Origin of the sequence: uncultured Nostoc sp. (assembly GCF_964245575.1) — a bacterium.
In the GTDB taxonomy this organism is placed as follows: Bacteria; Cyanobacteriota; Cyanobacteriia; order Cyanobacteriales; family Nostocaceae; genus Nostoc.
The window spans coordinates 1-19,065 of the sequence record NZ_CAXTNP010000155.1 but is presented as its reverse complement, the minus strand read 5'-3'; the positions used below and the strand labels follow the sequence as shown (position 1 = coordinate 19,065).

16 protein-coding genes and 1 pseudogene are annotated in these 19,065 nt (G+C 41.5%); 12 read left to right on the top strand and 5 right to left on the bottom strand.

The window, feature by feature from the left end; all coding sequences use genetic code 11:
- Window positions 1-546: 546 nt before the first annotated feature.
- The 5 genes from ACFFAP_RS22840 (at window position 547) to nblB (ending at window position 4,551) form a co-directional block, all read left to right on the top strand.
- On the top strand, window positions 547-1,503 hold the full coding sequence (locus ACFFAP_RS22840) for an RNA polymerase sigma factor, RpoD/SigA family (protein ID WP_375513367.1): 957 nt from the start codon (window positions 547-549) through the stop codon (window positions 1,501-1,503).
- A 232-nt stretch (window positions 1,504-1,735) separates the two neighbouring features.
- The gene (locus ACFFAP_RS22835) at window positions 1,736-2,080 is read left to right on the top strand and encodes a DUF760 domain-containing protein (protein ID WP_375513366.1); all 345 of its coding nucleotides are present in this window, start codon (window positions 1,736-1,738) and stop codon (window positions 2,078-2,080) included.
- 596 nt (window positions 2,081-2,676) lie between these two features.
- The gene (gene mutT / locus ACFFAP_RS22830) at window positions 2,677-3,132 is read left to right on the top strand and encodes an 8-oxo-dGTP diphosphatase MutT (protein WP_375513365.1); all 456 of its coding nucleotides are present in this window, start codon (window positions 2,677-2,679) and stop codon (window positions 3,130-3,132) included.
- Between the two features lie 148 nt (window positions 3,133-3,280).
- Entirely contained in the window at window positions 3,281-3,745 is a 465-nt protein-coding gene (locus ACFFAP_RS22825) for a CBS domain-containing protein (protein WP_375513364.1), read from the top strand.
- Between the two features lie 140 nt (window positions 3,746-3,885).
- Complete coding sequence (nblB, locus tag ACFFAP_RS22820) at window positions 3,886-4,551, top strand: phycobilisome degradation protein NblB (protein WP_375513363.1); 666 nt, start codon at window positions 3,886-3,888, stop codon at window positions 4,549-4,551.
- A gap of 285 nt (window positions 4,552-4,836) precedes the next feature.
- On the opposite strand, the gene ACFFAP_RS22815 is transcribed toward nblB, so the two are convergent.
- Both ACFFAP_RS22815 and ACFFAP_RS22810 read right to left on the bottom strand, forming a co-directional pair.
- Complete coding sequence (locus ACFFAP_RS22815) at window positions 4,837-5,514, bottom strand: PEP-CTERM sorting domain-containing protein (RefSeq protein WP_375513362.1); 678 nt, start codon at window positions 5,512-5,514, stop codon at window positions 4,837-4,839.
- 581 nt (window positions 5,515-6,095) lie between these two features.
- Complete coding sequence (locus ACFFAP_RS22810; protein ID WP_229492092.1) at window positions 6,096-6,614, bottom strand: DUF456 domain-containing protein; 519 nt, start codon at window positions 6,612-6,614, stop codon at window positions 6,096-6,098.
- Window positions 6,615-7,302: 688 nt separating this feature from the next.
- Between ACFFAP_RS22810 and ACFFAP_RS22805 the strand changes: the two genes are divergently transcribed.
- Window positions 7,303-8,217: a M48 family metallopeptidase gene (locus tag ACFFAP_RS22805; protein ID WP_375513361.1), complete on the top strand. Its 915-nt coding sequence runs from the start codon at window positions 7,303-7,305 to the stop codon at window positions 8,215-8,217.
- 71 nt (window positions 8,218-8,288) lie between these two features.
- Here the strand turns inward: ACFFAP_RS22805 and ACFFAP_RS22800 are convergent, their stop codons facing one another.
- Both ACFFAP_RS22800 and rpaB read right to left on the bottom strand, forming a co-directional pair.
- Window positions 8,289-8,927 (bottom strand): cofactor assembly of complex C subunit B, encoded by a 639-nt coding sequence (locus ACFFAP_RS22800; protein WP_375513360.1) that lies wholly within the window; start codon window positions 8,925-8,927, stop codon window positions 8,289-8,291.
- 172 nt (window positions 8,928-9,099) lie between these two features.
- Window positions 9,100-9,828: a response regulator transcription factor RpaB gene (gene rpaB, locus ACFFAP_RS22795; protein ID WP_375513368.1), complete on the bottom strand. Its 729-nt coding sequence runs from the start codon at window positions 9,826-9,828 to the stop codon at window positions 9,100-9,102.
- 170 nt (window positions 9,829-9,998) lie between these two features.
- Here rpaB and radA point away from each other — a divergent pair, with 170 nt between their 5' ends.
- From radA to ACFFAP_RS22775, 4 genes and pseudogenes are all read left to right on the top strand, one after another.
- Window positions 9,999-11,525 (top strand): DNA repair protein RadA, encoded by a 1,527-nt coding sequence (gene radA / locus ACFFAP_RS22790; protein ID WP_375513359.1) that lies wholly within the window; start codon window positions 9,999-10,001, stop codon window positions 11,523-11,525.
- Window positions 11,526-11,667: 142 nt separating this feature from the next.
- Window positions 11,668-12,375, top strand: coding sequence for a Uma2 family endonuclease (locus ACFFAP_RS22785; protein ID WP_375513358.1), 708 nt, complete (start codon window positions 11,668-11,670; stop codon window positions 12,373-12,375).
- Between the two features lie 159 nt (window positions 12,376-12,534).
- Window positions 12,535-12,804 (top strand): annotated as a pseudogene (locus ACFFAP_RS22780) (Uma2 family endonuclease); the annotation flags it as partial.
- Window positions 12,805-13,393: 589 nt separating this feature from the next.
- Complete coding sequence (locus ACFFAP_RS22775; RefSeq protein WP_375513357.1) at window positions 13,394-14,644, top strand: protein kinase; 1,251 nt, start codon at window positions 13,394-13,396, stop codon at window positions 14,642-14,644.
- Window positions 14,645-14,844: 200 nt separating this feature from the next.
- Here ACFFAP_RS22775 and ACFFAP_RS22770 read toward each other — a convergent pair whose 3' ends face one another.
- A complete protein-coding gene (locus ACFFAP_RS22770; RefSeq protein ID WP_375513356.1) occupies window positions 14,845-15,753 on the bottom strand; it encodes a DUF3365 domain-containing protein in 909 nt (302 codons plus the stop codon).
- Between the two features lie 288 nt (window positions 15,754-16,041).
- Here ACFFAP_RS22770 and ACFFAP_RS22765 point away from each other — a divergent pair, with 288 nt between their 5' ends.
- Both ACFFAP_RS22765 and ACFFAP_RS22760 read left to right on the top strand, forming a co-directional pair.
- Window positions 16,042-17,928, top strand: coding sequence for a protein kinase (locus ACFFAP_RS22765; RefSeq protein ID WP_375513355.1), 1,887 nt, complete (start codon window positions 16,042-16,044; stop codon window positions 17,926-17,928).
- A gap of 137 nt (window positions 17,929-18,065) precedes the next feature.
- Entirely contained in the window at window positions 18,066-18,959 is an 894-nt protein-coding gene (locus ACFFAP_RS22760; protein ID WP_375513354.1) for a hypothetical protein, read from the top strand.
- The last annotated feature ends 106 nt before the right edge of the window (window positions 18,960-19,065 follow it).

The following is a 19,065-nucleotide window of genomic DNA, read 5'->3' as shown; positions in this document are numbered from 1 at the left end:
CCCCAATACCCAATATTCAATGACCTAATACCCAATCACCAGTCCCTAGTCCCTAGTCCCCCTTCCCCATTCCCCATTCCCAGCAAAAATTAAGTAATTGTTATAAGAGAATGACTATGGTTCTCATTAAAGATACTTTAACAAATATGAGGAAAATTATTTGAACCTGAGAATTTCTTAAATTGACTTTTAGTTAGCCTGGAGAGAAAGGGCGACTTAGCCTGAACTGGAACAACCAGGAAATTTAATGTCGCCATCTAGCCAAAATATTCTCATAAATGTTACAATTGTTAATAAGGCTCCAATAGAAAAATGTTTAAGAAGCTACCTTTTATCTAACTGTAGATACTTGTAATAAGTAGGAAATAACTGTAACTTTTAGCAGTTAAGAAGCCTAAATTTGATTATTATGAGCAGCCGAGTTTCTCGGATGCGTAAGTTGCAAACCATAGCATAGGTTCCCAGTCTGACTGGGTAGCACCCTAAAAAAGCATCTATCCCTTAATGACCCTACCGCCAAACCCATCATTACCAAAGAGTAGCGCCATGAAGACCGCTCAGACAGCCACAGACCTCGTGCGGACTTACCTGCGTGAGATTGGCCGTGTGCCACTCTTAACACACGAGGAAGAGATTTTCTATGGTAAACAGGTGCAACGTTCCTGCACTTTGCATGAATCAAGAGAATCTCTAGCCACCCAGTTAGGTCGTCAACCGACTTTAGAAGAATGGGCCAAAACGACAAAGCTAGAACCAGCAGAGTTGAACGAAGCGATCGCTGATGGTGAGATTGCCAAGCGTAAGATGGTAGAAGCCAATTTGCGGCTGGTAGTCTCCGTTGCCAAAAAGTACATAAAGCGCAACGTCGATTTACTGGACTTGATCCAAGAAGGTAGTATTGGTATGCAACGGGGCGTAGAAAAGTTTGACCCTACCAAAGGGTATAGATTTTCTACTTATGCCTATTGGTGGATTCGGCAAGCTATCACCCGTGCTATAGCCGAAAAAGCCCGCACCATTCGGCTGCCTATCCATATCACTGAAAAATTAAATAAGATTAAAAAGGCACAGCGCCAATTGTCTCAGAAATTAGGACGCGCTCCAACAGCTGGTGAGCTAGCTGAAGAATTAGAATTGACCCCCAAACAAGTGCGAGAGTATCTAGAAAAGGCGCGTTTGCCCCTTTCCTTGGATTTGCGGCTGGGTGATAATTACGACACCGAACTTGGAGAAATGCTGGAAGATCCAGGAGCATCTCCAGAAGAGTTTGTCATGCAATCTTCCCTATCTTATGACTTAGATCGCTTGATGGGTGACCTCACGCCACAACAGAAGGAAGTGATCACGCTGCGCTTTGGCTTAACTGATGGGCAAGCCCTGACGCTGGCTAGAATTGGTGAAATCCTGAACATCAGCCGAGAACGAGTCCGGCAAATTGAGCGGGAAGCTTTAACCAAACTTCGCAAATCTAAAGCCAACATGGGTGAATATTTGGCAAGTTAATCATTAGTCATTAGTCATTAGTCCTTTGTTGTGAGTTATTTACAAAGGACAAATGACCAATGGGTGAGAAAATACGCTGATTTTGGTACGGTTACGCCTACTTCCACTCTTAAGCTAGCTTGTTACATTAGTTGACAGGAAGACGAACTAGCTAGCAAGTCTAATCCAAAACAGACATTTAATATTCAAATCACAAGCACCGCAGCTAGTAGTGGAGTTAAGGAGCTAAAAAATGAATAACCCATCCAATCGTGTCTCAGAATTTTTTAATAGCGAATCAGAAACTAGCGATTTACTATGGCAGTATGTTAAATCCTTGAGTCCAGAAACAGTTACCCAACTATCTAAACCGTCCTCTGCTGAAGTTTTTCAGGTAATGGAACGGAATATTACAGGACTATTGGGTAATCTACCTTCAGAAAACTTTGGCGTTACTGTAAGTACCAGTCGAGAAAGTCTGGGTCGGCTTCTGGCTTCTGCCATGATTAGTGGTTATTTCTTGCGTAACGCTGAACAGAGAATGGATTTTGAAATCGCCCTACAAGGATCTGAAACCAACAGCAGCGAAATTGACTAGAAATGTAATAGTAAATTCAATATTGTTGTTGGGTTGATAGCTAGTCACAGTCATGGCTATACAAATTTAAAATAAGCCTCTGCGAAATCTTTGCTCCTAATTCCCAATCATGCATCAGCTAAATATTTTTAAAATATCCAAAACAGTGACAATTTAAGATTGAAATTTAAACGCATAGACGTTTTGCCGAACCGCCTACTAGGAGTGCAGAGGTTATCGCAGAGGTCTGGAATGTGGTTTTCTATTAACTTGTGTAGTTTAGTAATCAGTTTAATTAGAGGAGTATCTCTAAATGATTAATACACACGCGTGGGTAAACTAACGACAATAAATCATATTCGCAATAAATTCAAACTCGGTAGAGTAGTGTAAACTCTGCCGAGTTTTATTATGAGTCAACAGCGTACTTTAAATCAAGGGTTAAAAGTTAAAAATTAGGAACTTTATTGTAAATTAAAGAGTTTAAGACCCCAACCATTATATGTAGCATTAATTACCCTGCGGTATCTTGCTACAGTCGGGATTTAAATCCCTGTCTGAAATGTCTTTAATGCGTGAATTTTGAATTGTTAACTCTGCCCATCTCCCCATAAACTATGAGTAAAACCAACTCTCTCCCACCCCATAAAATCATTGGTGTTGCAGTAATTTGGAACGATCAAGAGCAAATTTTAATTGATCGCCGTCGTCTAGAAGGAGCAATGGGTGGTTTGTGGGAATTTCCTGGTGGTAAAATTGAGCCTGGTGAAACTATCAGCGAGTGTATTCAACGAGAAATTTCCGAAGAACTGGGAATAGTAATTGAAGTAGGAGAGCATCTGATTACTATTGACCACACCTATACAGACTTGCGCGTTACCCTCACAGTACATCACTGCCGCCATGTTACAGGTGTTCCCCAACCTTTGGAATCTGATGAAATTCGCTGGGTAACCTTGGAAGAACTGGAGAAGTTTACTTTTCCTAAAGCAAATATTCAAATTATTGCTGCCTTAAAAGGGAGTGGGGAGTGGGGGATGAGGGAGCAGGGGAGACAAGGGGACAAGAGGTGAGAAGAGAACTTGGAATAAGTCTTTTTCCTTGTCCCCTTGTCCTCTTCCCAATGCCCAATACCGTAACAATCTATTAATTGCATCAGGTTGAGTCCCGCAATTTTCTACAATAAGCGCAGGGACTTTGATTAAAGGTGTCAATAAATAAATGCCTAAAACCGTTGCCGATGTGATGAGCCGCGATCCTATTGTCGTCCGGGTGGAAACTCCACTGAATGAAGCTATCCAAATTATCGCAGAACGCCACATCAGTGGACTACCTGTTGTGGATGATGTCGGTAAATTGGTGGGTATTATATCAGAAACCGATTTGATGTGGCAAGAAACTGGTGTTACTCCACCTGCGTACATCATGTTTCTTGATAGCGTTATCTATTTACAAAATCCTGCTACTTATGAACGTGATTTGCACAAGGCTTTAGGGCAAACCGTTGGGGAGGTGATGAGTAAAAACCCGATCGCTATTTCCCCTGATAAAACTTTAAGGGAAGCGGCTACAATTATGCATGATCGCAGCGTTCACCGCTTGCCAGTACTTGACGACACGGATCAAGTAATTGGTATCCTCACTCGTGGTGATATTATTCGGGCAATGGCAGCAAGTCAAGATTAGTCATTTGTCATTTGTAACTTGTACTCTCGCACTCGTGCCGAGCAAAGCCGAGGTAAGCCGAAGTATTTGTCATTTGTCCAGAGTTTTTTGACTGTTGACTAATGATTATTTTTTATACCTTTGAAAATCAGGATAATTAGATGAATATTACTCCGGATTCTGTTAAGCAATTGCTCAGTTCTGAGAATTTAGGCGATCGCTTACGTGCAGTAAATCAAATCCGCGAACTGGAACCTGCGATCGGCTTTGAATTAATTCAAAGTGCTATTGGCGATCCCAATTCCCGTGTCCGGTACTCGGCAGTGAGTCAAATGGATACACTTGGATCACAAGATTTACAGTTATCTTTAGATATCTTGCGCGATCGCTTGCTTCATGACTCCGAAGTAGATGTACAAGCAGCAGCAGCAGACTGTTTGGGCGCTCTGAAGTTACATGAAGCTTTTGAAGACTTGCAGCACCTTTACCATACAACCACTGAATGGCTAATACAATTCAGTATCATTGCTACATTAGGAGAGTTAGGCGATTCACGAGCCTTTGAACTACTCAAAGAGGCACTCTCATCAGAAAACGAATTAGTCCAAACTGCTGCTATTAGTTCTTTGGGAGACTTGGGAGATTTACAAGCAGTTCCTTTGTTGGCTCCTTATGCTACCAATCCAGATTGGCAAATTCGTTACAGAGTTGTACAAGCCTTGGCTCGTTTGGGTAGCGCAGAAGCTAAATCTATATTAGAAACTCTGGCTAATGATGAAGTAGATGCGATCGCAACTGAAGCGAAACAATCTTTGCAATCAGCTTAAGTCTATCTAATACCATTTTGGATTTTAGATTTTGGGTTTTGGATTGTCAACGCGAGTACATCTCGTAGAGAAAGAGTTAGTGATAATCGCTTTTATCGCTGCATCTGTCACAATCATTGTTCAAATTGCTATAAGGTTAAAAACATTCACCTTTAATATAGATTTGTCTGACAGGATAAAAAAATTCAACCTGGCTGGTAAATTTTGAATTCCAGTCAGAGCGAATAGATAAATATAGAGTTACTTTTAGTTGCTAAAAGTAACTTTTTTATATTTAGGATAGGTCTATTGAACGAAAGTTTTGCGGCGGCGAGACATAGACACAACTATGCCAGCACCAACTAAACTTAAGCCTAGCATTGTGGTTGGCTCAGGAACGCTAACTGCTTTAGCGGTGAGATTTAACTCGTAACCGCTTGAAGTCCCAGAAAGAGAACCGCTAATCAAGCCCGTCGCAATAGTTTGTCCATTGAAATTAAATTTCCCCGTAATCTGATTTACTCCGTAACCAATCCCACCATCTGAGAACGTAGTTCTGGTAAGTACAGAATTATCTAAGTCAAAGGTAAGAAAAGCAGTAGTGCCATCCAGGGTTCGTGATCCGAAATCAATGAATGGAGTGTAACTGTTTGTAGAGTATATAGCTAGTGTGGATGTTGGCTCAAATGTCTTGGTTAAACTTAAAGTCTTAATGGTAATATCTGTGCCTGATAAGGTTGGTGAGAAGGCTAAAAAATTACCGCTAGTATTATTAGTAACATTAACATCAGCAAATCCAATAGTAGTAGCATCTGGATTGCCTACACTACTAGGAATGACAGATGTACCAGTAAGACCAATACTCCCGCTCAGGGTTACAGCTTGAGCTGAACCAGCAGATGTAAACATCCCAGCAGTAGCCAAGGGGATTGCAAAAGTAGCAGCTAGAGTAGCGTTTAGGAATTTAGATTTAAAACCAATCATTGTCGTTTTAGGCTCCTAGAAATAACTTTAAATCAGAGCAATTGCTTTATATTTAGTCTCAGTAATTTATGGAAAATACTGTCAGTGAAAGCAAAACTTGCGTGATTTACTTGCTGCCTTTATAAAATCACATCGACTTAGAGCCTGCAATATTTACTGAGTGGTCTTCATCACATCTTTAATGACTGAGCCATCTTCATAAAATTTTAATTACTGCTATAACTAGTCTTCGTATCTTCTTCATTCCATAGTGTTGAAATTCTTCATAATAGCTTTAAATTTAATCAGATTCACTTCAGTAGAAAGAATAGAATTAGTTTTTTTATTCTTGAAAATTACTCAATTTTTTTATAAATAAATATAGTAAACAATGTATTTATAGCACTTCTGGGTTGAGTCTAATACAGAATTAACAAGAACAGCTCCTTAGTGTTGTGTAGCAGTTCTCATTTGAATGCAATATATTGTAGGGAGCATTGCTCATACGTGTAAAATTAACGTAAAAGCTTTGTACTGCAAGAAACTGAGCTTCCTTGCTAATAGAAAAAGTCATCTTTTGATAACTAAAATATACCCAAAAGCTAAGAGCCAAATACCTGGGGCCAAGTTGTCACAACGAAAACTACAACTGCGGCGATCGCTAACAACCCTTGAATCAAATTTCCAACCAAAGAGCCGACTACAATTCCTATACCCGCCTTAACCGCTAACCCGAATTCACGTCGGTAAAGATACTCACCGATAATTGCTCCCAAAAGCGGGCCTAGTAAAATTCCTAACAGTGGGCCACCAAAAGGCAATGTTGGTAATAATCCCAAAAAACCCACCACCAAACCGACAATTGCGCCAATTTGCCCCCACTTGCTAGCTCCAGCTTGTTTTGCTCCTACATAACTAGCTAAAAAATCCACTCCGACACTGAGCAGTAAAACTATAACTGTCACAATTAGGGGAATTTTGATAGCTGCAAAGGAACTACTAACGATTCCCCAAACGATAATTGCAATTAAAATTAAGCTGCTACCAGGAATGGCAGGAACTACAGCACCAATGATACCCACAAGCATTACAGCAAGTAATAGCCAATAAATAATTTGCATAGATAGAATTGTAAATTTCTAAATTTCCCAGTAGTAGGGGCGCACAATTAGCTGTGCGCCTCTACTGCATATTGTATCTGGGCAAGATGGTGATAAATACTTAAGACTTTCAACCTGAACCAAATATGATTTTCTAGTTCAATCTGTTAAAATTTCTCTCTAGATTGTTCTTGGCTCGTCTTGGGAATTGTCGGTTGTGGGGACTAATTAATTTGCTGCAAAGATGCAATTTATACTTAAAAATTACGCAAAAGTACAAGCTGTAGGGGCAATACCCTGCGGGAAGCCGCTTTGCGTCTACATGAATTGCCCCTACGTTAAAATAAGGGTTTCGGCTATTGTTTGCGTAAGTTCTGATACTGTTAGGACTTACGCACACTCTATGAATTCAACTCTTGGAGACGCTGCGCGAAGGCGTTCTTCTCTAACGAGACGCTACGCGTTGGCGTCAACTCTTGGAGACGCTATGCGTTGGCGTCAGCCTCTCCAAGAGTTGGCGGTTCGACAAATTAAGCTTTTGGGCGATTTTTGCGTAAGTCCTAACTGTTTAAAAAACTGAACAGCAAGCGCTTTAGTTGCGGTTTGTTTACTACTACCCAAACCCATAACCACAGGCGTAATGAATGCACAAGGCGTTCGTACTGAGTAACTGAACTTCCCAAACACTCCAAAATAAAGCTCAAAACCCATGACAAGAAAAATTCTAACTGGACTGAGTTCAGCAGCTTACGAACACCCTTTTGATCGCAAAGCATTAGCTTCTTTGCAAAATATGCCCGGTGTTTCCCTGCTACTCAAAAAAATTAACGAATACGGTATCGATCGCCTACTCAGACTGCAAAGCCTTGGTAGTGAAATCAAAATTTCATCCCGTAATTTTCCCCAATTGCATGAAGCATTTATAGAAACCTGCCAAATTCTTGATGTTGCTCCACTTCCTGAACTGTATCTGTTTCGAGGTACAGGTCACATTCAAACCTACATTGTTGGGGTAGAAAAACCTCTTGTTGGTATAAATTTAGATGCAATGGAGTGGCTTGGCGCAGATGAGTTGATTTACATTTTCGGACACGAAGTCGCTCGCATCAAAAGTCAGCACATGGTCTATCACCAAATGGCAATTGTTATGCCAAGTTTGAAAAATTTGTTGAACAGTACCACACTGGGGGTTGGTGGCTTGGTAGCTAGTGGTATGGAACTGGCTTTGTATAATTGGCGAATGATGGCTAGGTTCACTGCCGATCGGGCTGCAATGCTTGCTTGTCAAGATATTGATGTAGCAACCACTACACTGATGAAACTCGCGGGTTTGCCAGATGAGTACTTGACTACTGCTGTAATCGAAGATTTCCTTGTCCAAGCCCGTGAATTCGCATCCAATAACTTTGACACTGTTGATAAGGTCACCAAAATATTAAGCTATACAGAACCTGGGCTTTCCTGGATAGTTATGCGGGCTGGCGAGTTATTAAAATGGGTTGATTCAGGAGAATATGAAAATGTAATTCAACTGAAAAATTTAAAAACACCGGAAGAAGCCCAAGAAAAAGAAGGAAAAATACTGGAAGAAAAAGAAGGGTGGAATTTTTTGACTTCTTGGTGATTGAATTTTAGATTTTAGATTTTGGATTTTGGATTGCTGGTTTTAAATTAAATTCTAAACTAGCGAATCACCTAAGAGCTAAGAGTAACAGCTAATTTATCAGCAATTCCGGCAATCCAGTTTTCATCTTGTTTGGTGTAACTGCGAGGAGCATTCGCGCCCAAAATTAGAGCGCCTTGGTTACCAATAGGTTGACAAATTACACCTTGAGTATTTTCTGGTAAATAATTAAATTCAAATCTACCTGGATATACTTTTAGCGCAACTAGATAAATCGGCTTTTGTTTTTCGAGTACCTGTTTTAAGATTACTCCTGGTACAACCTCAGATTTAGTACCCAAAATCCCGCGACGCAACAAAACTTTACCTTGATAAAAAACCACCAGCGATCGCGTTACTGTATTAGTCAACAATAAATGAGATGCCCAGGCTAGCTCTGTTTTCACGGCTTCAGGTAAATCTGCTGCTATTACAAAACCTTCTTCTCCAATTAGTTCTACAGTATCAGGCGATCGCGGCTGAACTTGCTGCCAAATTAAACCCGTCAAAATTAACACCGCACTCAAAATCACACCCACCACATCACCACGCGATTGAGACTGGGTTAATTCCGGTGTCAATAAACGGTTAATCAGCAAAAGCACAGCGCCTAGCCCACCCACGACAATGGGTAGACGCCGCAAAACTCGATTAGGATCAGGTTTAGTCATTAGTCATTGGTCATTGGTCATTAGTCAATTGGGAATTGGGAATTGGGCATTGAAAAGAGGCTCCAGGGGTGGGGTGCTGCTCTTGCAGAGGGGAAAACTCTCTCTTTCTTGCTCCCTGCTAATAGCTCCCTGCTCCCTTGCTTCTTCCCTACTCCCCCAGTCCCTCATCTCCTCACTCCTCCCCTGGTTCAATAATTCGCTGGAAAAGATAACCAGTACCCCGCGCGGTGAGAATCAATTCTGGGTTACTAGGATCATCTTCTAACTTTGCCCGCAAACGGGATATATGCACATCTACTACACGGGTATCAACATGGCGCTCTGGTGTATAACCCCAAACTTCCTGCAAAATTTCCGAACGAGAAAAAGGTTCTCCAGAGCGACTAACTACCAACTCTAACAAGCTGAACTCCATACCAGTCAATCGAATCCGCTCATCACCTTTGTAGACTTGTCGCTTATTCGTATCGATTTTAATATTAGCGACATGGATTACCCCAGAACTGGGAATGCCAGAAGCACCGTTTTTGTCTACTCGCCGCAACACCGAGCGAATTCGAGCTTCTAGCTCCTTGGGGGAAAATGGTTTAACTACGTAGTCATCAGCACCCAATTCTAGACCGGTGATGCGATCGGCCACGTCCCCCAAGGCTGTTAGCATAATAATGGGGACATCTGATTCTTTTCGTAATTCTTGACATACACCATAGCCGTCTAGCTTTGGCATCATTACATCCAAAACTACCAGGTCAGGATCAGTTTTGCGAAAAATATCTAATGCTTCTTCCCCGTCCCCAGCCGTTACTACGTCGTAGCCAATCATAGAAAGGCGCGTTTCCAAAATCCGGCGAATGCTGGCTTCGTCGTCTACCACCAAGATTTTTTCTTTATGGCTTTCCAAGTTTTTCAACGCTCCTTCACTAAAAATTTACATGATTAATTTTTAATACCATAATATTAAGATATCATTCCATCAATTGATTTGGAAAAAGCTCTAAATACTACTATTATTGGATTTTAGTTTTTTTCAATAATTAAGTAAATATTAAGATTATTTAATAAGATTTAAGAATGGCGAAGCCAAAAACCTTTTTTGTGTGTAACGAATGTGGAGCAGAATCGCCCCAGTGGTTTGGTAAATGTCCAGCTTGCGGCACTTACAACTCTCTAGAAGAACAAATTTCTATTCAATCCTCAGTAGATGTACCCAGTCGGGGGGGAGTGAGTAGTTGGCAATCAACTCAAACCAATGGCAAATCTCACGCTAAACCAGCTAAAGCGCGAGCCTCCTTAACATTTAACCAAATTACCGATCGCCAAATTGCCCGATGGGAGTCTGGTTATGGAGAATTGGATCGGGTGCTTGGGGGCGGGGTTGTCCCTGGCTCTATGGTGCTGATTGGTGGTGATCCAGGTATTGGTAAATCGACTTTATTGTTGCAAGTATCAAATCAATTAGCACAGAAATATCGCATCCTTTACGTAACTGGTGAAGAATCGGGACAGCAGGTAAAATTACGAGCTTCTCGTTTGGGAGTATCAAAAAGCGTAAATGTGGTTAATGATGAGAATGCCACTGTGGTAGTAGATACGACACTTCCCATAGACCCTGACAGCATAGGTGCAGATTTATATGTACTGCCAGAAACAGATTTAGAAGAAATTTTACGGGAAATAGACTCTCTCAAGCCAAATGTGGCGGTAATTGATAGTATCCAAACTGTGTTTTTTCCAGCGCTGACTTCTGCACCAGGTTCGGTAGCTCAGGTACGGGAATGTACAGCAGCATTGATGAAGGTGGCGAAGCATGAAGATGTTACCATGCTGATTGTGGGACACGTTACTAAAGAAGGAGCGATCGCCGGGCCAAAAGTTTTAGAACATTTAGTAGATACGGTGTTGTATTTTGAAGGCGATCGCTTTGCCTCACATCGGTTATTACGGACAGTGAAAAACCGCTTCGGCGCAACTCATGAAATCGGCATCTTTGAAATGGTGACAGATGGACTGCGGGAAGTTGCCAACCCCTCAGAGCTATTTTTAGGTAACCGTGACGATCCGGCCCCCGGTACTGCCATTGTCGTTGCTTGCGAAGGTACTCGCCCGATAGTTGTAGAATTGCAAGCTTTGGTGAGTCCGACTAGCTATCCCTCACCCCGTCGGGCTGGTACTGGCGTAGATTACAACCGCTTGGTGCAAATTCTTGCCGTTTTAGAAAAACGGGTGGGAATTCCCATGTCGAAATTAGATTCCTACGTTGCTTCTGCGGGTGGGTTGAATGTGGAAGAACCTGCGGTAGATTTGGGAATTGCGATCGCGATCGTTGCCAGTTTCCGCGATCGCATAGTTGATCCCGGTACAGTATTAATCGGTGAAGTTGGGTTAGGCGGACAAGTGCGATCGGTTTCCCAAATGGAACTGCGGTTGAAAGAAGCTGCTAAGTTGGGATTTAAACGAGCGATCGTGCCAAAAGGGACAAAATTTCCCGACCTTAATATTGAAATCTTACCAGTATCTAAAGTAATAGATGCGATTATCGCCGCCATCCCGCATCAGGAACTGACAGCAGACGATTTAGAACCTGATGAAGAAGAGTAATTCCGGGACTGGGGACTGGGAAATTGTTTCAAAATTTGGGAGAGGTCAAAGCAAATTCCATAATTTTTACGAGTGAAAACCCAGTTCCCTATCACTAATCCCTAATCCCCAGTCCCTTTTACACACTAAAGGACAACCCATCATGACAACCCTCACTCAAGACTACCAAATCACTTGGGAAAAACTACCCGATGATTACAAACTTCCAGATGATCCAGTGGACAACATCAATCAACCAGCCTTAGCTGCTGCACTTACAGAAAGTCTACAATTAGCCGGAAAAATTTCAGTTAACGCCCTAACTCCAACCAATTACGGCATTTGCGCCACCTTGAATGCCAGAATGGTCATCAAAGCTCCTGATTGGGCATACATACCTAATATTCATGTTGAACGCGAAGAGGTAAAACGCAGTTACACCCCTCAACTACAAGGTGAAATTCCCGTAATTGTGATGGAATTTATTTCCGATACACAAGAGACAGAGTATTCTATCAAATCGACATATCCCCCAGGAAAATGGTTTTTCTACGAGCGTATCTTAAAAGTACCAAACTACATCATCTTTGAGCCAGATAGCGGCAGTATCGAGATGTATCGCTTGGACAACACAGAACAGTACATCTTGCAAGAGGCTGATCAAAATCAACGGTACTGGATAGCAGAAATGAATCTTTACCTTGGGGTGTGGCAAGGTACTCGTGAAAATCGCACAGGAAAGTGGTTACGGTGGTGGGACGAACAAGGAAACCTTCTACCTTGGGGTACAGAATTAGCCGAACAAGAACGCCAACGCGCCGAACGACTAGCGGCACAATTGCGGGCTGCGGGAATTGAACCTGAAGATTAAATTTCTTGTAAATAATTTAGGATTGCTAGGTTTAGTTAAAAATTTGCTAAATCTAGCATTTTTTTATAGCAATGAAATTTTAGATAACTCGAATTTGGCCTAATTTATTGACATTAAAATTTCGGAATTATTGATAGAAGTTTTTGAATTTATAGCAGAGTGACTAATGGATACCTACTAATGCCAGAGATAGATTTAAGTTTAGGCTTATGGCAGGGTTCATTTCGAGATATTGAAAGGTTGTGGTTAAGGTGGTTCACTTTGACAGGAGAAGTAATTCCCACACCCACAGAGGAAGCTACTGCTGCAACTGAACGAGCTATTATTGCTGAACAAGAAGCAGCTCTTGCCAAACGAAAAGCAGAACAATTAGCAGAACGTTTGCGTCAGTTAGGCGTGAATTCTGATGAACTAGATGAATTATCTTAGCTTCAGGAGTATTTATCTTATATGCGGCATAATTTCCTGTTGTTGAGGAATCACCTGTACTAAAAACTTTGATAGCCGATGCCGAAGCAGCTATCTCTTAACGATATTAGCTCTCAGAAAGATTAATTTTTGAGAGCGATCGCATATTCAGCACTTGAAATACATATAATAATTTTTTTGGCAAGTCTATAGCAACCTCAGTTTTTATAGAGAAACTATGATATTACGCTATATCCTTACTTAGTGTTCCAAAGCTCAGTGCCAATAGAGTTACTAGGGGTAAGATGTGGTGAAGGTGCGATATTTAAAAAGCGATGCCCAGAGCAGTCGCAGAGATTACCGCAGACACTGATTATGTTCCGGCTGCTAAAATACGTAAGTATGAGTAGTATGATCGAACTACTCAGGTAAAAATTGTCTATTTGGTCACACAAGACCGTCGAAAGATTGTAGAAGAGTGTATTTCCTTGTCTTGACAGTGATGCTAATCTCAATTTTAGGGATGTTATAAGCCAATATCAGCTAGAGTTTCTGACTTTCAGCAAACTGAATAATCTATCAATAAAAAAATCGCTAGGAGTGCGATGAGATGGCACAGTCCCCTATGACAAGACCAGAAATAGCTGCTGGAACTCTAATCGATAACCGCTATATTATTCAAAAACTTCTGGGACAGGGAGGATTGGGGCGAACTTACTTGGCCTTTGACACTCGTCGGTTTAATGAAGCTTGTGTTCTCAAGGAGTTTGCGCCTATTGGCACAGGGGAAAGTGGACTGGAGCAATATCGCAACTTATTTAAAAGAGAAGCAAAAATTCTTCATCAATTGCAACATCCTCAAATTCCCAAGTTTTTAGCTTGCTTTGAAGGAGATGGTCGGTTATTCCTAGTACAAGAGTATGTTGACGGTAAAACATATTCTAGGCTGCTGGGAGAACTTCAACGTCAAGGAAGAAACTTTTCCCAAGAGGAAGTTATAGAGTGGCTAAAAAATCTGCTGCCTGTTTTGGAATATGTTCACCACCACAATATCATTCATCGAGATATTTCGCCTGATAATATCATGTTACCTGATGGCAAGGATCTGCCAGTGCTGATTGATTTCGGTGTAGGCAAGCAACTTGCTGACATGAATGAAGGGAGAAGTTCTAACCACCAGGTGACTTTTGTTGGCAAAATGTCCCTTGTCGGCAAAGTGGGGTATGCTCCCCGCGAACAGATTAGCTTGGGTTTATGTTCCCCCTCTAGTGACCTTTATGCTTTGGGGGTAACAGCTATTGTACTACTGACAGGTAGAGATCCATCCTTACTAATAGATCAATATTCCTTAGAATGGAACTGGCGTTATTATACCTATGTTACTGATGAGTTCGCTCAAGTACTCGATCAAATGTTGGTAGATAGACCTAACAAGCGATACCAAACAGCTAGGGAAGTTCTTATAGATTTAGAGCGAATTGGAGAACCAGAAGTGGTAATGTCTCCTGCAATCATGCTTGATGATTTGCCCCCCACTGCATTTAATCCTGAATTTCGGGCTATGTCAGCAATATCGCCGTCATACAACCAACCTGGAGAAACAATTTTTAGTTCACCTACTTCACCGACTATTCCGCAAATTGGGCAAATTAAAGAACAGCAACCTTTGCTCCAAGGAGCATTTCTCAAACATTGTCAGCAAGAGTTAGCTTACCACATCGGGCCAATGGCAGATTTAGTTATGGAAGAAATATTAGCTGAAAATCCTTATATCTCACCCGACCAATTTATTGAACTCATCGCCAGGGAAATTCCTGACTTTCAAGCAGCTTTTGAATTCAAAAAAAGCTTATTCTCATAAATATATAGACCACCTTTCATTTAGAGATAATTTTGAATTGTTTAACTCATTCTCAGGGTTTAAGTAAAGAGTAACTAAGCGCAGGCAGTTTTGTGGTTGAGTCTAAATCTCTGTTGCACAACTAAATGACGAATTACGAACTTGTACTGAGCGTACTTGTGCCGAGCGAAGTCGAGGTAGCCGAAGTATTACAAATTATTTTAGTCCCCTATACTTCCCTGAGTGCGTTTAATTCTTTTCATTGCCATTTCTAAACTTAACTGCATCCGTCTAAAGGCTTTAGCTAAATTACCGATTTCATCATTAGACATCTGCTCGAATTCAACTTCCATGTGTCCAGTACTAACTTCTTCCGCGATCCGAGTCATGCGTTTAAGAGGCATAACAACTTGTCGATTCAAGAAAAAGTTTACTAACAGGATAGTAGCTATAAAAATAGTTGATACAATTAGAATAATTAGTAAGGAAGACTGATGGGCTTTGTTGATGACGTTATTTGCTGGTACTGTAATAATCTGAGCGCCGACAACTTCATTCAGCTTCCACCCAAATCCATTAGCTGTACCATAAAGATTAATCATACTTTGAGGTGCAGCTTCGGGTACACTATGACACTTCAGACAGGTTTGTTCAGAAATTGGTAGCGGACGAGCAATGTAAAAGATATCGCCACCAGGAATTGAGCGAAATCCACTTACTTCTTTAAGGTCTGATTTCTTTCTGAACGTTTCTACAATTTCCGTCTCAAAACTATCAGCCTTATCCCGAAGATTCGTGGGATTGAGAGTTGCTTCTTTGTAAAAGAAATCACGGTAATTTTTTGTTTCCCGTAAAATCTCAAATACCTCCCGTGCTGAGTATGCAGGCACACTTTGCGGCAAAAACTCAGTTGACAATTTATCAGCTAGCTCTGGATTAACTTGAGTATTGGTGTATTTACGAATAGAACTCATGGTTTGCATGAGCATAAGACCTGTTGAGCTAATATCTTGTTTAGCATTCTCTCTAAGCAGAGAAGAAAGAGCAAATCCACTCAAGCTCAGACCGAATGTCAGAATTAGCAATAGCAGAATTGTAAACTTTTGTTTCAACTTCAGATTCTTTAGCATAATTTCAGATTATTTACAAGTCAAATTATGATGACTAAATATCGCTAAAGTCATCGTTTACTCTAGGATGAGCAATTAAATAAAATTTTGGTGTAAAGGTATAGTTTAGCTAAAACTATAAGGGTATACCCAATTTTATATTAGTAATTATTGAAGTTAATGAAAATGTTCTCTAAGTAACTAATTTAAAAAGCTACAACAGCAAAACAAAATTGAATTTCCAAAAATTCGTGTTGGCTGTTTTGATACCGTGCCAAAATAAATACCAGAATTTGTCAAATATTACTAATGGTGTGGAATGCAGGTAAGTCTTTATTCGGTGGACGCTACATTATAGAAAGCCAACTAGGCGAAGGCGGAATTGGCATTACTTATCTTGCCAGAAATCAACGGAATCAACTGCGAGTGATTAAAACCCTCAAAGAAGAAATCCTAAATCACCCCGCCTGGATACTCCACCGAAACAAGTTACGGCAAGACTTCCGTGATGAAGCAGTTCGGCTGGCTGTGTGTCACCATCCTCATATAGTACAGATAGAAACCATCTTTGATGAGGGAAATTTGCCATGCATGGCGATGGAGTACATCGAAGGTGAAGACTTAGGACAGCACCTGAGACGGATGGGGGTGCTATCAGAAGCAGAAGCGCTACTATACATCCGGCAAATTGGGGACGCTTTGACGCTAATTCACTCTAAAGGGCTACTGCATCGGGATCTCAAACCACGTAATATTATGATCCGCATTGATAAATCAGAAGCAGTGCTGATAGATTTTGGCATTGCTAGAGAATTTATTCCCAATATGATCCAAAGGCATACAGTATATCGTACTCCTGGTTTTGCCCCACCTGAGCAGTATGAATCAGAAGCGCCACGAGGAGAATATATTGATATCTACGCCTTAGCTGCTACCTTGTATAATTTGCTTACCGCAGTTATACCGACGAGTGCAGATGATCGACGTCACAATATTAGTTTAGAACCACCACAATATTTTAATCCTAAGATCGGCAACAGGGTAAATCAGGCTATTCTGTGCGGCATGGATTTGGAGTCAACCTATCGTCCCCAGTCTGTGCAAGAGTGGTTAGATTTATTGGGGCCTGATACTGGCGAGAACATAGCACCAATATCATCTACCTTGCTGATAACGCCTAGACCTAAACCACCACCTGTTGTATTAAATCAACAGAAGTGGCAATGTATACAGACCCTCAAAGGTCATTCTAGTATGGTTCATGCGATCGCCATTAGCTCAGACGGGCAATTTATTGCTAGCGGCAGTAATGACCATACTATTAAACTTTGGCAACTGGGTACTGGCAAGCTAGTGCGTCAACTGGGTCGTTGGTCTTCTGGTCATTCCAGTATGGTTCATTCCGTCGCCTTTAGCTCAATCTCCTCAAAGGTTTCTTATCAAGGGGAGTCAGGCAAATCTGCGGGAGTTGCAGACCTGAACTGGGAAATCTTAGCTAGCGGTAGTTGGGATAACACCATCAAATTGTGGGATGTGAACACAGGCAAAGAAATTCGTACTCTCACTGGTCATGCTAATTGGGTAAATTCCGTTGCCTTTAGTCCAGATGGCAAGTTTCTGGCTAGTGGTAGTGCTGACTGCACAATTAAACTGTGGCAGGTACATACAGGCATAGAAACCCAAACTCTCATAGGTCATTCTGACTCAGTTTCATCAGTTGCCTACTCTCCAAGAACGCCTGCAACGAATAGCAAGGATAGACAGCTTGTGGCTAGTGGCAGTACTGATTACACCATTAAATTATGGCAAGTATACACAGGCAGAAACTTTTGCACATTATTAGGCCATTCCTTCTTTGTTAACTGTATCGCCTTCAGCAAGGATGGGGAAATTATCGCCAGTGGCAGTGGTGACAACACAATTAAACTGTGGCATGTAAACACAGGCAGAGAAATTCGTACTCTTAATGGTCATTCTGATTCAGTTTGGTCAGTTGCTTTTAGCCATGATGGGCAATTTCTCGCTAGTGGCAGTTGGGACAACACTATCAAACTGTGGCACGTATACAGTGGCAGAGAAATCAGCACACTTATAGGGCATTCCAACTACGTTAGATGCGTCGCCTTTAGTCCCAATGGCCAAACCCTAGTTAGCGGTAGTGATGACGACACTATCAAGATTTGGCGACGGGGATAATAAATAATTCATAATTTATAATTCATAATATTTTTGCTTAGTGTGGTTCGATAGTTTTAAACCTACAGATAGACCTGCGATCGCCCATAAATTGTCACAATAATGACGACAAACGTTATTTTTGAGCAATAAATTATATGGGCTTTGGTATTGGTGATTTATTCTGGATTTTCCTGCTTCTGACTTCTTTGCAACCCCTTTGGCAAAAACGTCAAATAGAATATCGCCGCTTGCGTGCTTTAGAACAATTCCAGCAGGAACGCAAAAGTCGGGTGATTTTGCTTATTCACCGCCAAGAGTCTATTAGCTTCCTGGGAATTCCCATATCTCGCTACATTACTATCGAAGACTCAGAACAAATATTGCGAGCAATTCGCCTTACACCTCCAGATGTGCCGATTGACTTAATTTTGCATACTCCTGGTGGTTTGGTTTTAGCTACAGAACAAATCGCCAGAGCCTTAATTCGCCACCAGGCAAAAGTTACAGTCTTTGTACCTCACTATGCTATGAGTGGCGGTACAATGCTTGCGATCGCCTCTGATGAAATTATTATGGATGCTAACGCTGTCTTAGGGCCAGTTGATCCCCAATTGGGTAACTACCCAGCAGCAAGTATCCTAAAAGTGGTTGAAGATAAACCCATTAGTGAAATTGATGACCAAACTCTGATTATGGCCGACCTCTCACGCAAAGCAATACAGCAGGTACAGAGGTTTGTCCGAACTCTGCTAAAAGACAGTATACCCAAACAAAAAGTTCTACCAGAAAATATCGAATCGATTATCGAAGCCTTGACAACCGGCCGCGTCACCCACGACTATCCCATCACTATAGAAGAAGCAACAGAAATGGGGCTGCCCGTAACTGTCGGACTGCCCCATTCTATTTATGATCTCATGGATTTGTATCCACAGCCACAAGGAGGCCGACCCAGCGTCCAGTACATTCCTATGCCTTACAATGACCGCCGTCCAATTTTACCTACACCCAAGGGCAGACCCTTAGAAGAACCAAATCAAATGACTTAAAAGGTTTTGGGGTAGGAGTTTTTGGTGGCGACTAGGGTGTAGCTGTTGGCGTAGCTGTTGGCGTAGCTGTTGGTGTAGCTGTTGGTGTAGCTGTTGGCGTAGCTGT

What these genes read in the sequence shown, in the direction of transcription:
- ACFFAP_RS22835 (WP_375513366.1), top strand. Translation starts at nt 1,736, where the DNA reads ATGAATAACCCATCCAATCGTGTCTCAGAATTTTTTAATAGCGAATCA.
- ACFFAP_RS22760 (WP_375513354.1), top strand. Translation starts at nt 18,066, where the DNA reads ATGGGCTTTGGTATTGGTGATTTATTCTGGATTTTCCTGCTTCTGACT.
- ACFFAP_RS22800 (WP_375513360.1), bottom strand. Translation starts at nt 8,927, where the DNA reads ATGACTAAACCTGATCCTAATCGAGTTTTGCGGCGTCTACCCATTGTC.
- ACFFAP_RS22765 (WP_375513355.1), top strand. Translation starts at nt 16,042, where the DNA reads ATGGTGTGGAATGCAGGTAAGTCTTTATTCGGTGGACGCTACATTATA.
- ACFFAP_RS22825 (WP_375513364.1), top strand. Translation starts at nt 3,281, where the DNA reads ATGCCTAAAACCGTTGCCGATGTGATGAGCCGCGATCCTATTGTCGTC.
- ACFFAP_RS22770 (WP_375513356.1), bottom strand. Translation starts at nt 15,753, where the DNA reads ATGCTAAAGAATCTGAAGTTGAAACAAAAGTTTACAATTCTGCTATTG.
- radA (WP_375513359.1), top strand. Translation starts at nt 9,999, where the DNA reads ATGGCGAAGCCAAAAACCTTTTTTGTGTGTAACGAATGTGGAGCAGAA.
- ACFFAP_RS22775 (WP_375513357.1), top strand. Translation starts at nt 13,394, where the DNA reads ATGGCACAGTCCCCTATGACAAGACCAGAAATAGCTGCTGGAACTCTA.
- ACFFAP_RS22815 (WP_375513362.1), bottom strand. Translation starts at nt 5,514, where the DNA reads ATGATTGGTTTTAAATCTAAATTCCTAAACGCTACTCTAGCTGCTACT.
- ACFFAP_RS22840 (WP_375513367.1), top strand. Translation starts at nt 547, where the DNA reads ATGAAGACCGCTCAGACAGCCACAGACCTCGTGCGGACTTACCTGCGT.
- mutT (WP_375513365.1), top strand. Translation starts at nt 2,677, where the DNA reads ATGAGTAAAACCAACTCTCTCCCACCCCATAAAATCATTGGTGTTGCA.
- ACFFAP_RS22810 (WP_229492092.1), bottom strand. Translation starts at nt 6,614, where the DNA reads ATGCAAATTATTTATTGGCTATTACTTGCTGTAATGCTTGTGGGTATC.
- ACFFAP_RS22785 (WP_375513358.1), top strand. Translation starts at nt 11,668, where the DNA reads ATGACAACCCTCACTCAAGACTACCAAATCACTTGGGAAAAACTACCC.
- ACFFAP_RS22805 (WP_375513361.1), top strand. Translation starts at nt 7,303, where the DNA reads ATGACAAGAAAAATTCTAACTGGACTGAGTTCAGCAGCTTACGAACAC.
- nblB (WP_375513363.1), top strand. Translation starts at nt 3,886, where the DNA reads ATGAATATTACTCCGGATTCTGTTAAGCAATTGCTCAGTTCTGAGAAT.